We start from the raw sequence: 14,047 nt of genomic DNA, 5'->3' as shown, positions 1-14,047 counted from the left end.
GACATTTGTGTATGAATTAACATATAATGAAATGAGTGTCTTCTATAAAGAAGGGAGTGAAATAATGGGAGAATTGTTTGGAACTGACGGAGTAAGAGGATTAGCAAATAAGGATTTAACTCCAGAGTTGGCTTATAAGTTAGGAAAAGCAGGTGCTTATAGGTTAGTTGAAGGAGTTGAGCGTCCTACTATCTTAATCGGGAAGGATACTAGAATTTCAGGTGATATGTTAGAAGCAGCTTTAATTGCTGGCATTAACTCGATAGGGGCAGATATATTAAAAGTAGGTGTTGTACCAACACCAGTAGTAGCTTACTTGACCCGTGAATTAGAAGAGGTTGATGCTGGAATTATGATCTCAGCTTCTCATAATCCAGTGCCGGATAATGGTATTAAGTTCTTTGATGGTGATGGATTTAAACTTTCCGATGAAGTTGAAGACGAAATTGAAGAAATAATCTTCGCTGGACTAAAGGATTTACCGCAACCGACTGGTGCGGGAGTAGGAAGAGTAAAGGAGTTAAATGAACCATTAGAGAGTTATTTAGAGTTTGCTAAAGAGGTAGTAGCTACAGATTTTTCAACTCTTAAGGTAGTTATAGATACTGCTAATGGTGCTGCTTCAGCATTAGCACCTCGTATTCTAAAAGAGCTAGGTGCTAAAGTGATTGCTCTAAATAATAGTCCAGATGGAACTAATATCAATGTAGACTGTGGTTCTACGCATCCAGAAGGTTTACAGAAAGCAGTTAAAGAACATCAGGCAGATATAGGGATTGCTAATGATGGTGATGCTGACCGAATGATTGCTGTTGATGAAAAAGGTAACTTAGTAGATGGAGACTTAGTTATGGCTATTTGTGGGAGACACTTAATTAAAGAAAAAAAATTGCCGAAAGAAACAGTAGTTGCTACTAGGTATAGTAATTTAGGTTTGCAAGAATCTTTAACTGAGGTAGGTGGAGAGATAGTAACCACTAAGAATGGTGACCGCTATGTATTAGCAGAAATGCTAGAGCAAGGTTATAAATTAGGTGGTGAAAAATCAGGTCATATTATCTTTCTAGATTATAATACCACTGGCGATGGAGTAATGACTGCTTTACAGTTAATTAAAGTGATGGTAGAAGAACAGAAGTCATTGTCTGAATTAGCTAAAGTAATGAGACCTTTTCCACAGTTGTTAGTAAATGTAAAAGTAAAAAAGAAGGAAGAGTGGAAGACTAATCAAGAGATTCAAAACGCTATCAAAGAAGTAGAAACTGAATTAGGCAATGATGGTCGCGTATTCGTTAGAGCATCAGGTACAGAACCTGTTATTAGAGTCATGGTAGAAGGAAAAGAAAAGGCACAGTTAGAAGAATTAGCAAATGAAATAGCAAGTGTAATTAAAAAAGAATTGAATTAGTTGGCAGCAACTATCAACTGTCAACTACAATTATAGCGCCCGGACTTGGCTTAGACTGAGTTGACGAGGAAGAGGTGATCGAAATTTCGGCGGATACCTCTAGGTATAGTTAGATACCTTAATTAATCTTTAAAACTTATAGGTGACTATAAGGACAAAGAAGGTTAAACTAACAAATATAATTTGATAGAGATGGAGGCTAACTATATGTGTGGAATTGTCGGTTATATAGGTGAAAAAACGGCGAGTTCCATTTTGGTTGATGGTTTAAATAAATTAGAGTATCGCGGGTACGATTCGGCTGGAATAGCTTTGTATCATCAAGGTGAAATTGATATTTATAAACAGGTCGGTAAGTTAGAGAATCTTGAGGAAGTAGTTACTAAAGAAGAACCTAAAGGGAAGATAGGAATTGGTCATACACGTTGGGCAACTCACGGTCGACCCTCGACCCCTAATTCTCATCCTCACACTAGTTGTGAAGGTGAATTTGTGGTTGTTCACAATGGAATTATTGAGAATTATCTACCTTTGAAGGAAGAACTATTGGCTGAAGGTCATCAATTTAGTTCGGAGACAGATACGGAAGTAATCGCCCATTTAATAGAGGAATATTATGATGGAGATTTAGAAGCAACAGTACAGAAGGTGATTGAGAAGTTAGACGGTTCATATGCGCTCGTAGTTATGACGGTTAATGAACCTGATAAACTAGTAGTAGTCAGACAGGATAGCCCTTTAATAGTAGGTCTTAAAGATAGTGAATATTTTGTTGCTTCAGATATTCCGGCTATCTTAAAGCATACTGATCAGGTCTATATTTTAGATGATGAAGAGATAGCAGTTATTACGAGAGACGGAGTGAAATTATCTGCTTTTGATGGTGAACTGGTTGAAAAAGAGGTCTTTACAGTTGATTGGGACCCAGGAATGGCTGAAAAAGCTGGCTATGATCATTTTATGCTGAAAGAGATTCACGAACAGCCCGAGGCTTTGCGTAGAGCAATTAGCGGTAGATTAAGTAATGATAATAGCAAAGTAATCTTAGAAGAGTTAGATTTTACTTTAGAAGATGTAAATGGTTACGAGCGAATCTATATTGTAGCTTGTGGTACGGCTTACCATTCAGGGTTAGTAGCTAAATATTTAATCGAGGACTTAGTTAGAGTACCAGTTGAAGTAGATATTGCTTCTGAATTTAGGTATCGTAGTCCGCTAGTTAATGAGAACACTTTAGTTATTGTAGTTAGTCAATCGGGAGAGACAGCAGATACCTTAGCAGCTTTAAGAGAAGCTCAAGACCGAGGGGCAGAAGTGTTAGCAATTAGTAATGTGGTAGGAGGGACAATACCACGAGAGGCTGATAAGGTCTTATATATCCATGCTGGTCCAGAGATTGCGGTTGCTTCTACTAAGGCCTATATTAATATGTTAATGGTCTTTTATCTGTTAGCTATCTATTTAGCTCAGGTTAAAGAGACTATATCTCAAAGGAGAGTTAAAGAATTAATAGCAGCCTTGAAGAATCTACCGAATCAGGTAGGACAGATTATTAATAAGAGTGAAGAGATGATTGAGGATTTTGCTAGCGATTATGCTGAATATGAGAATGCGTTCTTTATTGGGCGGAGTATAGATTATGCTGTGGCTTTAGAAGGAGCATTAAAGTTAAAAGAGATCTCTTATATTCATGCTGAGTCTTATGCTGCTGGTGAATTAAAGCATGGTACTTTAGCTTTGATTGAGGAAGGTGTACCGGTTATAGCACTGGCGACCCAAAAGTCTGTATTAGATAAGATGTTAAGTAATGTTCGGGAGGTACAGGCGCGGGAAGCTTCTGTTACAGGAATTGTCTTAGGGAATGATGAAGATATTATTAAGTCTTTAGATCATATTATTGAAATTCCGTCTACAGAAGAAATATTAACTTCTATTTTGACAGTAGTACCTCTGCAGTTACTGGCTTACTACGTAGCTGTAGAAAGAGGTTGTGATGTAGATCAACCACGGAACTTGGCTAAGAGTGTTACAGTTGAATAAGTGGAATAAATTAAATCTTCGGTTTATTTTTAGGCCGAAGGTTTTTCTTTTGCCCAATTTTTAGCAATATAAAAAGGAATCAACCGGATATTTAAAGAATTAATTAGTAAGTTAGCTAGTATAATAATAGTAGGTATTCACCTGTATTAATAAAGGAGTATAGCCGAAACTCTCTTTGGTGACTTTTAATCAAGAAGGAGTAATAATTAAAATGGTCTATGGAATAGGTGTCGATATTATTGAGGTTGAGCGTATTAGAGAAGGGATACAGAAGCATGGAGAACGATTTCAGCAACGAATCTTTACTTTAGATGAGATTGATTACTGTCTAGAACGTAACAGACCAGAAATTAACTTTGCAGCTCGCTTTGCTGCTAAAGAAGCAGTAGTTAAAGCGTTAGGAACTGGATTAAGAGAGATGAGATTAACTGATATAGAGATTAGGAATGATCAATTAGGTAAACCGACGATTATTTTACATAATCGAGCAAAAGAAGTAGCTAAAGAGTTAGGAATTAAAGAAGTGCTAATAAGTCTTTCTCACACAGAAGAGTATGCTGTTGCTCAAGCAGTTGCCTTAAGTAAGAAGGATTAAATTAGCGTTGAGAGGAATATTGCAAGGAGGGGTACTATGAAGTTAGTAACTGCTCAAGAGATGCAAGATTTAGACCGAATTACCATTGAAGAGGTCGGTGTTCCAGGAGTGGTTCTAATGGAGAATGCAGGACAAGCAGTAGTTGATACTGCATTAGAAATCTTAGAAGATAATTATCAGGCTGAAGTAATAGTTTTAGCTGGGAAAGGGAATAATGGTGGTGATGGTTTCGTAGTAGCTCGTCTATTAGCTAACTTAGGAGTAGAAGTTAGAGTCTTCGTTTTAGGAGAGACTGCTCAGATAAGTGGGGATGCCGAAATTAATTTAAATATCTTACATAAACTAAGATTTACGATAGAAGAATTGCAGAATCAAGAAGATTTAGAACGGTTGATTCCTAGTTTAGAAGAGGCTGACTTGATAATAGATGGAATTTTAGGGACTGGGATTAAAGGAAAATTAAGGGGTTTAGTGCCAGATTTAATTAAAATAGTTAATGATGTAGAGACATCAGTTTTAGCTATAGATATTCCTTCAGGAATTAATGCTGATAGCGGAAGAATACATGGAATAGCAATTAAAGCAGATAGAACGGTTACTTTTGCTTTGCCAAAGCTAGGGTTATTACTCTATCCTGGTCGGGACTATGTAGGGGGCTTAGAGGTAGCAGATATTAGTATACCAGACCAAGTAATAGATGGTAAAGAGATTAAACGAGAGTTAATCACTCCTAAGCTAGCAAGAAAATTATTGCCTAAAAGAGAGGCGTTTAGTTATAAAGGGACTTATGGACATGCTTTAGTAGTAGCCGGTTCAGTAGGGATGACCGGTGCAGCTAAGTTAAGTAGCTTAGCTGCTTTGAAGAGCGGGGCTGGAATTGTAACTTTAGGTATTCCTAAAAGTTTAAATTCAATTTTAGAGGAAAAATTAACTGAAGTAATGACTAAACCTTTACCGGAGAGTCGTAAAGGCTCCTTAAGTTTAAATGCTTTATCTAATATAAAAGAGTTAAGCCAAAAAGCAGATGTCATGGCTATTGGTCCAGGATTATCTCAGAATGAAGAAATGACTTATATTCTCCATGATATTCTTTCCACAGTAAAAATACCTTTAGTAATTGATGCTGATGGTCTAAATGCGATTAATGATTTAAAGCTGTTAGCTGAAAGAGAAGCTCCAACTGTTTTAACACCTCATCCTGGAGAAATGGCTCGTTTGACAGGGAGTTCAATTAAAGATATTCAAGAAGATAGAGTAAAAGTGGCTACTCAGTTAGCACAAGACTTAGATATAACATTAGTTTTAAAGGGAGCCGCTACTTTAGTAGCTCTGTCTGATGGTAAGGTCTATGTTAATTCAACTGGCAATTCTGGTTTGGCTACGGCAGGTAGTGGAGATGTCTTGACAGGTATTATTACTGGCTTGATAGCACAAGGATTATCATCTGATAGTGCAGCTGTTTTAGGAGTTTTCTTACATGGTTTGACTGGGGATTTACAATTAGAAGCGGAGACAGTTCATACTTTGGTAGCTAGTGATCTAATTAAAGGATTAGCAAAAGCATTCAATTATTTAATGGAGGGATAAAAAATGTTAGCAAAAGATGTAATGACTAAAGATGTAATTACTGTTAATGAGGAAGCCACTATTAAAGAAGTAGCTAAATTATTAACTAAACATAAGATTAGTGGTTTGCCAGTGGTTAATGATGAGCAAGAATTAGTAGGAGTTGTAACGGAACAGGACTTAATTGTTCGTGATAAAAAATTACATTTTCCTGACTATATCTATCTATTGGATAGTATTATTTATTTAGAGAGTTTTCGCGAGTTTGAAGAAGAATTTAAGAAGATGATAGGAACTAAAGTAGGAGATGTAATGAGTGAGGATGTTATTGCTGTTGATACAGAAACGTCTACTGAGGAGATAGCTACTATGATGACTGAGAATGAAATTAATCGGGTTCCGGTTTTAGAGAAAGATGAATTAGTAGGGATTGTAAGTAGAAATGACTTAGTAAGCTCATTGGTCAAATAAGATTAGGAAAGGGGAATTGAAGATGGGGAAGATAGGTGTCTTATTAAGTGGTTGTGGGGTTTATGATGGTTCAGAGATTCATGAGGCTGTTCTGACTATGCTTCATTTAGACCAAGCAGGTCAAGAAATAGTTGCATTAGGACCTAATATTCTTCAGACAGAAGTAATTAATCATTTGAGCCAGGAAGAGATTAAAAGAGAGAATAGAGATTTACTGGTAGAGGCAGCAAGAATTGCCCGTGGAGATATTCAATCATTAAGTGAAGTGGATGCTTCTAGTTTAGATGCCTTAATTTTACCTGGAGGTGCGGGGGCTACCAAGAATTTAACTAACTATGCTTTGATGCAAGATGAGTGCAAGATCAATCGAGAGGTTAAGGAGATAATAGTACAGATGATTAATGACCAAAAGCCAATAGGTGCTATCTGTATTTCACCATTAGTAGTAGCTAAGGCCTTAGCAGATGCAGATTACAAACCTAAACTAACTGTAGGAATTGATTGTGAAGCAGCTCAATATATTGAAGAGCTAGGTGCTGAACATGTTGAAACTAAAGTAGATGAAATAGTAGTGGATGAAGAATTAAAGATAGTTACTACTCCGGCATATATGTTAGCGGATTCAATTTCGGAAGTTGATATTGGGGTAAAAAAACTGGTAGATAGTGTAATCAATTTACTTTGAAATTTTGACTAACAAAAGACTTTTTGATATACTTTTTAGTGTATAATTGCACCCTAAGCTTAGGGTGCTTTTTTTGGAGGTGAAGATTGTAATGGTAAATTTAGTAGTTGAAAATTTACCTGATTATGTAGGGCCAGGTGATATTGTAGGGGCTTTTACTAATGAGGTGAAGATGGATGGAAATAAGATTGGTAAGATAGATTTTGTTGATGGTAAAGCAGTAGTCGAAGTAGAAGAAGGTATAGCAGATAAAGTGGTTAAGGTTATGGACAATAATCAAGTAGCGGGAATTAAGGTCAAAGTTCGGGTTGATGATGATGCCCGAGAAAAGATAGAGGATATAAATAATTATGTTAATAAGTTTAAGCGATTAGTACAGATGGAAAGAAAAGCTGAGATGCGGAAACATGAATTAGAAATTCAGAACTTGACAGGTTACGAGCGTGAAAAGAAAGGAAGAGCAATCTTACATCTTCGTGGTCGTGATGAAGGTGAAGGTTTTGGTGGTAAGAAGTTAGTAAAATTTATGCGACAGCGAAGAGGAGAAGAGTTACCGGATAATGAGATAAATGTAGGAGACTTAGTAATGATTAGTAAGAATCAACCTCTACGAGATGATAATCCGACAGGGACTGTGGCTGAGAAGACTCAGTACTCATTAACTGTTGTTTTTGATCAAGAACCGGCTGGCTTTGTTTATGGTAAGGGCTTAAGGCTAGACCTATATGTAAATGATATTACTTTCCAACGGATGTTAGATGCTTTAGAGAAAGTCGAAAAAGCAGAGGATAGATTGGCTGAAATTCGTGATAGGTTTTTAGGAATTGAAGAAATGGAGTTTAATGATATTGAACCAAAAGTAGAATTCATTAATCAAAACTTAAATGAGTCACAGAAGAAAGCGGTTAAAAAGGCTTTACAGGCTAGAGACTTCTTCCTTATTCATGGGCCTCCAGGTACTGGTAAAACGATGACTTGTATTGAGATTATTAGGCAGGCTATTGGTCCTAAGAAAGATATTTTGGCAACGGCTGATTCCAATACGGCGGTTGATAACTTAGTAGAGAGGTTAGTGCAAGCAGATGTTGATGTAGTCCGAGTGGGACATCCCGTAAGAGTGACACCTATTCTAAGGGAGCATACTTTGGACTATTTGATTGAAGAGCGTGCTAAGTATCAAGAAGCTACTAAGTTAAGGAGAGAAGCTTATAAATTGTTAGATAAACAGGATGAATTGACTCATCCAAGTGGTAGATGGCGTAGAGGGATGAGTAATGAACAAATTATAGAGAGTGCTAATAATAACAAGAGAACTAGAGGTGTTCCGCTTAACAAGATTAAAGAGATGGCAGAATGGCTTAAAATTCAAGAAAAGGTTGATGAGTTATTTACAAAGATAGAGACTTTAGAAGATGAAGCTGTAAAAGAATTATTGAGTGAAGCAGATGTGGTATGTACTACTAATTCTACGGCGGGTTCTGAGGTACTAGAAAACTTCAAATTTGATCTGTTGGTAGTGGATGAAGCTACTCAAGCTACTGAACCAGCAGTCTTAATACCATTAACCAAGTCTAAGCAAGCTATCTTAGCTGGAGACCACAAACAGTTACCACCAACAATCTTAAGTGGTAAGGCTGAACAAGATGGTTTAAATCGTTCTATATTTGAAAGATTAGTTGATTTATATAATGGTGAAATAAAACAGATGTTAAAGGTTCAATATCGAATGAATGATCTAATTATGAACTTTTCTAACTTCGAATTTTATAATGGTTTACTAGAAAGTGCACAAGGAATTGGAAATCATACTTTAGCTGACTTAGATATCTTAAAACCAGATGGAGGACAGATAGCAGAGAAAGCATTAACTTTTAATGAACCATTAATCTTCTTTGATACGAAAGGTATGCGAGCACCAGAACGTTCTAAAGGTGATTCAACGTCATTAGAGAATCATATCGAAGCAGACTTAGTTATAGAAATTGTGGAAGAAGCTATGAAGCTTACTTTAGACTTAAAAGATATAGCGGTGATTACTCCTTATAAAGACCAGGTAGAGTTGATTAATAATAAATTAGATTTAGATGAGTTAGAAGTTAATACTGTTGATGGTTTTCAAGGGCGTGAAAAAGAAGTGATTATTTTATCATTAGTTCGTAGTAATCAATATGGTAATATTGGTTTCTTAAGGGATTTGAGAAGACTGAATGTTTCTTTAACGCGAGCTAAACGAAAATTAATTATAATCGGGGATTCTTCTACTATTAATTCTAATGAAGTTTACCAACGATTAATTAATTATGTGCAGGAAGATGGCTATTATTATGCATTATAATATTAGCATACACTTTAATTGGATTACCATAAATTACTTGTCGATTTAGGCAAAAGAATCAATTACTTCTATTGACATGTCTGTTGAGAATAGGATATAATTAAATTACGTATTGTCCTGTTTCAACTATTTTGAATGAGGTGGGATGCCAATGGCTAACCAGCAGTTTTTAAGTAAGAAAGAAGTTAACAATGCAGATGAAGAATGTAAAGGCAGTTTAAAGCTGAAAATGAAGAAAGGCTATTTTAAAATGGGGAAGATCAATTTGAAATTAGCTGAAGAAGGTTTGAAAGCGGATAAAGAAGCTTATGAAAGAGTATAAGTGATGACTAATTAGTCTTGAACTTAAGAGAGGAGACGTGTTATTGCGTCTCTTTTTTCTCCTTGGAAGAGCTTTAAATTAAATGAATATTATATATTAACTTGTAAAAACTAATGTTGAATCAAATATATAACTTTATATATATCCATATTGACATTCTTACAGTCAGTAACATATACTATTATTAAATTAATGTATCTTGCCGGAGGTGTTTTAATTTGACTAATCTAAAGAGGGTAATGATTAGTTTGCCAGATAATTTATTGGAGGAAGTAGATGGGGTCGTTCAAGAGAAGAATCAGAATCGTAGTGAATTTATTCGTGAAGCTATGAAGCTTTACATTACTGAGTTGCGTAAAAAAGAGATAAAAAGAGAGATGAAACAGGGCTATCTTGAGATGGGTAATATTAATTTAGAACTGGCAGAAGATAATATTAATACGGAAAACAGGGATTTTTTTAAGTATGAAACAAATATAGCGGAGTGTGAATAACAGTGGCTATTAAACGAGGAGATGTGTTCTATGCCGATTTAAACCCTGTAGTCGGTTCAGAACAAGGTGGCGTTAGGCCAGTTCTAGTGATTCAGAATGACATTGGTAATAAATATAGTCCTACAGTTATTGTAGCAGCAATTACTTCTAAGATTGATAAGGCTAAGTTACCAACACATGTAGAAATAGATGCTAATGAACATAAATTAGAAAGAGATTCAGTAATTCTTTTAGAACAGATTAGAACCATCGATAAGAAACGGTTACAACGGCAGATTACTCATTTAGATGATGAGATAGTACAGGAAGTGAATGAAGCTTTAGAAATTAGTGTAGGGTTAATAGATTTATAATTAGATATATGCGGTGGAGGCTATTAACTTAGAAAAGGTTAATAGCTTTTTTTAGTTATTATTTTTTATGAAGGGGGTAATAGATTGGATATGCAATCCAAAATTAAGCAAGCTATCTATGATTTAGAGTCGGATTTAGTTACTTGGAGGCGTTCTATCCATCAAGAGCCGGAATTAGGTTTTGTTGAATATGAAACAGCAAAGAAGATAATTAGAGTATTAAAAGATACGGAATTATCATTAAAGACTGAAGTGGCGAAGACAGGAGTAGTTGCTGATTTACATATCGATGATAATTTGCCTATTTTAGCTTTAAGAGCTGATATGGATGCATTACCTATCCAAGAGCAGAATGAAGTTGAGTATGTTTCACAGAAAGAAGGAGTCATGCATGCCTGTGGTCATGATGGTCATGTAGCTATCTTACTAGGAACAGCAGTTATCTTAGATGAATTTCGTGATCACTTGGATACTAATGTTCGGTTTATCTTTCAACCAGCCGAAGAAGGGCCTGGGGGAGCACTACCAATGATTAAAGAGGGGGTCTTAGAAGGGGTAAATAGTATAGTAGGTCTACATTTAAATACTGATTTACCGACAGGAAAGATTGAGATAAAAGATGGACCATTTGCAGCAGCAGCTGACCAGATTCATTTAGAAGTTTTAGGAGAGGGAGGACACGGTTCAGCTCCTCATCAAACAGTAGATGCTATAGTAGTAGCAGCAGAGATTATAACTGCTTTACAGACTGTAGTAAGTAGGAAACTGGATCCTCAGGAAGCAGCGGTTATCTCATTAGGTAAGATTGAGGGCGGATATAGACATAATGTAATTGCTGATTGCGTAAAGTTAAAAGGAACAGTAAGAACAACTGACCCTGATATTAGAGAAGATTTACCCAAAAAGATTGAACGAGTGATTAAAGGAGTAACTATTAGTCATAATGCAGATTATGATTTGGGTTATAAATTTGGTTATCCTGTGCTGATGAATGATTCGCAGTTAGTAAATTATTTAGTAAGAATTTTAGATGAATTAGTAGAACTTGAAGGAGTAGATAGAGTTAAGAAACCTTCAATGGGGGCTGAGGATTTTGCTTATTACTGTCAAGATGTGCCTGGTGCTTATTATCGCTTAGGAGCTGGAAAGTTTCCAAACTATTCTTATCCAGGACATCACCCTCGATTTGATTTTGATGAAGCAGCATTGAAGCTTGGAGTAATGACTTTTGTAGAAACAGTTTTAAATTATTCTAAGAATAAAGGAAAAGATTCTTGAGTATAGAATAAGTAGTCTAAGAAGTCCATTAAACCTTTAGTAAGGAAGGTGTCAACTTTGCAGAAGAAGTTAAAGGTTACAATTTTTATTATAGTATTGTGTGTAGCAATTAATTTGCCGTCGGCAGCACAAACTTCGAAAGAAAGAGGGTTAGGTCAAGGGATCGATCTTCCATATCAGATGTCTGAAGGGGATAAGAGTGCTAAAGAAATTATTAAAGCGATTACAGATAATTTTGCTCAGATTAATGATTTTAAAGGTTCTTTAATTTCTAAAGTTATTTTAAATAAAGATAAGAAGATAGCTTATCAGGCGAATATAATGAAGAATCAACAACGTTCTTTAATTGATAATTCATATAATTTTAATAAACTTGAAGGAACTGAAGTAGGTAGGTTATTGAATAGTTTACCATGGATCTATCTACCGCCAGATTATTCGTTATTACAGACAGCTCTTCCTTTGAATGGTCAACGAGACTACTTAAAACCATTAGCAAATTTAGAGGATCTTTATACTTTAAAGTTAATTGGTGAAGCTAATCTAAATAATAATCCTATGTACTTATTAGAGTTAAATAATTTATTTACTAGACAGATTTTGTGGGTAGATCAAGAAGAATTAATTATTAAGAAGATAGAAATATTTAATAGTAATAAACAGTTAGTAGCTACAATAAATTATAATGACTATCAAGAGTTAGTTGATAATATTTTGCTACCTAACTTAATCGAAGTTAAAGATAATCAAGGAAGAAAAATTTTATTGATTACTTATCAAAATTGGGTGTTAAATAGTGGCCTGAATTATAATGATTTTGCTGTAGGTTTTGCGCCACAAGCTAGGCGAGAGATAGTAAAATTAGAAAAGAAGGTTAATAATAATCCGAAGGATGATGAAAGCAGATACCTTTTATCTAAGTTATATTATAAAATCTTAGATATTGAAAAAGCAATCGAGACTTTAAAAGAAGCAATTAAGATTGATAAGAAAGTGAAGTATTATCAAAAATTAGCTGAAATTTATCGTGGGCAAGGTAAGTATAGAAAAGCTATAAAGGCAATTGAAGATGCTTTAATTATTGATTATCAAAATGGTGAATTGCATTTTACTTTAGGAGAGCTAAATTTACAATTAAATAATTTAGAAGCAGCGCGAGATGCTTTTGAAACAGCTGTTAGTTTGAAGCCTACTAGAGAAGAGTATTTGGAAAGGTTATTTTGGACATATCGTCGTTCTTCTATTACTGCTGCAATGCTTAATAACGCACAAAATATTCTAGATAAGCTAATTGCTTTAGCTCCTAAAAAGCCAGAATATCTAATTTACTCTGGAAATTTATATTTTGATGCTGGGAAGTATATGCAGGCTACTCTTAGATATCAACAGGCTATTCAGGTTGAGCCTAAAAATACTTGGGGTTATATAAAGCTAGCTAAGTCTTATGAGAAGATGAAAGAGTATCAATTAGCAGAGCAATTATATAAGCAAGCTATTAACTTAGAGCCAAATTGGTTGAACTATGAAGAAATAGCTGATTTCTATTATCGTTGGCAGAATTATGAGGCTGCTGTAAAGTATTATAAATCAGCATTAAAGTTAAAACCTAAACAATTTAATTTAAAGGTGAAGCTAGGTAAAGCATATTGGGCATTAAAAGATAAGGATGAAGCCCTTAAAGTGTGGGGTGGAATTTTGGAAGTCGATGATTTAAAGGTTAATGATTATCTTGAATTAGGACAATTATTAACTAATTATAAATTAGATAATCTAGCTGTAGCTACTTACCAACAAGGGATAAAAGAGTTTGGCGATTCAGCAGATAGCTGGACCGAAAGAGTAGTTGCTAAGCTATATGCAAATTTGGCAAAATTATATGAAAAGCAGAGTAATTATCAGTTAGCAGTTAATAACTATGAAAATGCTCTTGAATTACATGATTATCCATGGATTTATAGAAAGCTGGGAGTCTTGAAGCTGCGAGATGGGGACTTAGCAACAGCTGTTAAGCTATGGAAGAAAGTAAAACAGAAGGATCCTAGTGATCTAAGAGCAGTATATAATTTAGCAGTTGCTCATCTAATTACTGGGGAATTTGATAAAGTTAGAATTAATTCTAAATATATTAAAAGATTTAAACCTGATCCGACTTTAAGTAAGTTGACTACTAAGCTTACTAAAGTTGTGGACGAATTAGAACGACTACAGGAAAATAAAAATAATTATCAGACATATGGTAAAGAATATAAGGCAAACGGGGATAGATGGCGTCGTAAAGGTAGACTAAATTTAGCGATGCAAGAATATCGTGCAGCCTTAGAAAAGAATGCTTATTATGGTGATGCCTACTTCTATTTAGGTATGATTCAAAGTGTAAAACAGAATTATCAGCGAGTGGAGGAGATAATTTCTCGTTTTGATAATGATTATTTTCAACAGAATAAAGCAGAAGTCCTAAAAGAAATTAGGAATTTGGTTAAAGAGGTTAAGTAAGGTTTAT

Annotated in this window: 12 protein-coding genes; all 12 read left to right on the top strand. The window is 35.0% G+C overall.

What is annotated here, in order from left to right; genetic code table 11:
• Positions 1 to 64: 64 nt before the first annotated feature.
• The 12 genes from glmM (at position 65) to BM077_RS03460 (ending at position 14,040) form a co-directional block, all read left to right on the top strand.
• Entirely contained in the window at positions 65 to 1,408 is a 1,344-nt protein-coding gene (gene glmM / locus BM077_RS03510; protein WP_089748313.1) for a phosphoglucosamine mutase, read from the top strand.
• Between the two features lie 207 nt (positions 1,409 to 1,615).
• A complete protein-coding gene (gene glmS / locus BM077_RS03505; protein WP_089748314.1) occupies positions 1,616 to 3,448 on the top strand; it encodes a glutamine--fructose-6-phosphate transaminase (isomerizing) in 1,833 nt (610 codons plus the stop codon).
• 211 nt (positions 3,449 to 3,659) lie between these two features.
• Positions 3,660 to 4,043 (top strand): holo-ACP synthase, encoded by a 384-nt coding sequence (gene acpS / locus BM077_RS03500; RefSeq protein ID WP_089748356.1) that lies wholly within the window; start codon positions 3,660 to 3,662, stop codon positions 4,041 to 4,043.
• A gap of 36 nt (positions 4,044 to 4,079) precedes the next feature.
• Positions 4,080 to 5,630 carry an NAD(P)H-hydrate dehydratase gene (locus BM077_RS03495; protein WP_089748315.1) on the top strand — a complete coding sequence of 517 codons (1,551 nt, stop codon included), beginning with the start codon at positions 4,080 to 4,082 and terminating at the stop codon, positions 5,628 to 5,630.
• 3 nt (positions 5,631 to 5,633) lie between these two features.
• A complete protein-coding gene (locus tag BM077_RS03490; protein WP_089748316.1) occupies positions 5,634 to 6,080 on the top strand; it encodes a CBS domain-containing protein in 447 nt (148 codons plus the stop codon).
• Between the two features lie 22 nt (positions 6,081 to 6,102).
• Positions 6,103 to 6,765 carry an isoprenoid biosynthesis glyoxalase ElbB gene (elbB, locus tag BM077_RS03485; protein ID WP_089748317.1) on the top strand — a complete coding sequence of 221 codons (663 nt, stop codon included), beginning with the start codon at positions 6,103 to 6,105 and terminating at the stop codon, positions 6,763 to 6,765.
• Positions 6,766 to 6,856: 91 nt separating this feature from the next.
• Complete coding sequence (locus tag BM077_RS03480) at positions 6,857 to 9,100, top strand: IGHMBP2 family helicase (RefSeq protein WP_089748318.1); 2,244 nt, start codon at positions 6,857 to 6,859, stop codon at positions 9,098 to 9,100.
• Positions 9,101 to 9,251: 151 nt separating this feature from the next.
• Positions 9,252 to 9,422 (top strand): hypothetical protein, encoded by a 171-nt coding sequence (locus BM077_RS13680; RefSeq protein ID WP_177175530.1) that lies wholly within the window; start codon positions 9,252 to 9,254, stop codon positions 9,420 to 9,422.
• Positions 9,423 to 9,640: 218 nt separating this feature from the next.
• Positions 9,641 to 9,916 (top strand): CopG family ribbon-helix-helix protein, encoded by a 276-nt coding sequence (locus tag BM077_RS03475; RefSeq protein WP_176941617.1) that lies wholly within the window; start codon positions 9,641 to 9,643, stop codon positions 9,914 to 9,916.
• Between the two features lie 2 nt (positions 9,917 to 9,918).
• Positions 9,919 to 10,269 (top strand): type II toxin-antitoxin system PemK/MazF family toxin, encoded by a 351-nt coding sequence (locus BM077_RS03470; RefSeq protein ID WP_089748319.1) that lies wholly within the window; start codon positions 9,919 to 9,921, stop codon positions 10,267 to 10,269.
• Positions 10,270 to 10,359: 90 nt separating this feature from the next.
• A complete protein-coding gene (locus BM077_RS03465) occupies positions 10,360 to 11,547 on the top strand; it encodes a M20 metallopeptidase family protein (RefSeq protein WP_089748358.1) in 1,188 nt (395 codons plus the stop codon).
• A 57-nt stretch (positions 11,548 to 11,604) separates the two neighbouring features.
• Positions 11,605 to 14,040, top strand: a complete 2,436-nt coding sequence (locus tag BM077_RS03460) for a DUF4292 domain-containing protein (RefSeq protein ID WP_089748320.1) — start codon at positions 11,605 to 11,607, stop codon at positions 14,038 to 14,040.
• Positions 14,041 to 14,047 lie beyond the last annotated feature (7 nt).

Source organism: Candidatus Frackibacter sp. WG13 (assembly GCF_900114655.1).
GTDB lineage: Bacteria > Bacillota > Halanaerobiia > Halobacteroidales > Acetohalobiaceae > Frackibacter.
This window is presented reverse-complemented; position numbering and strand designations above follow the sequence as displayed.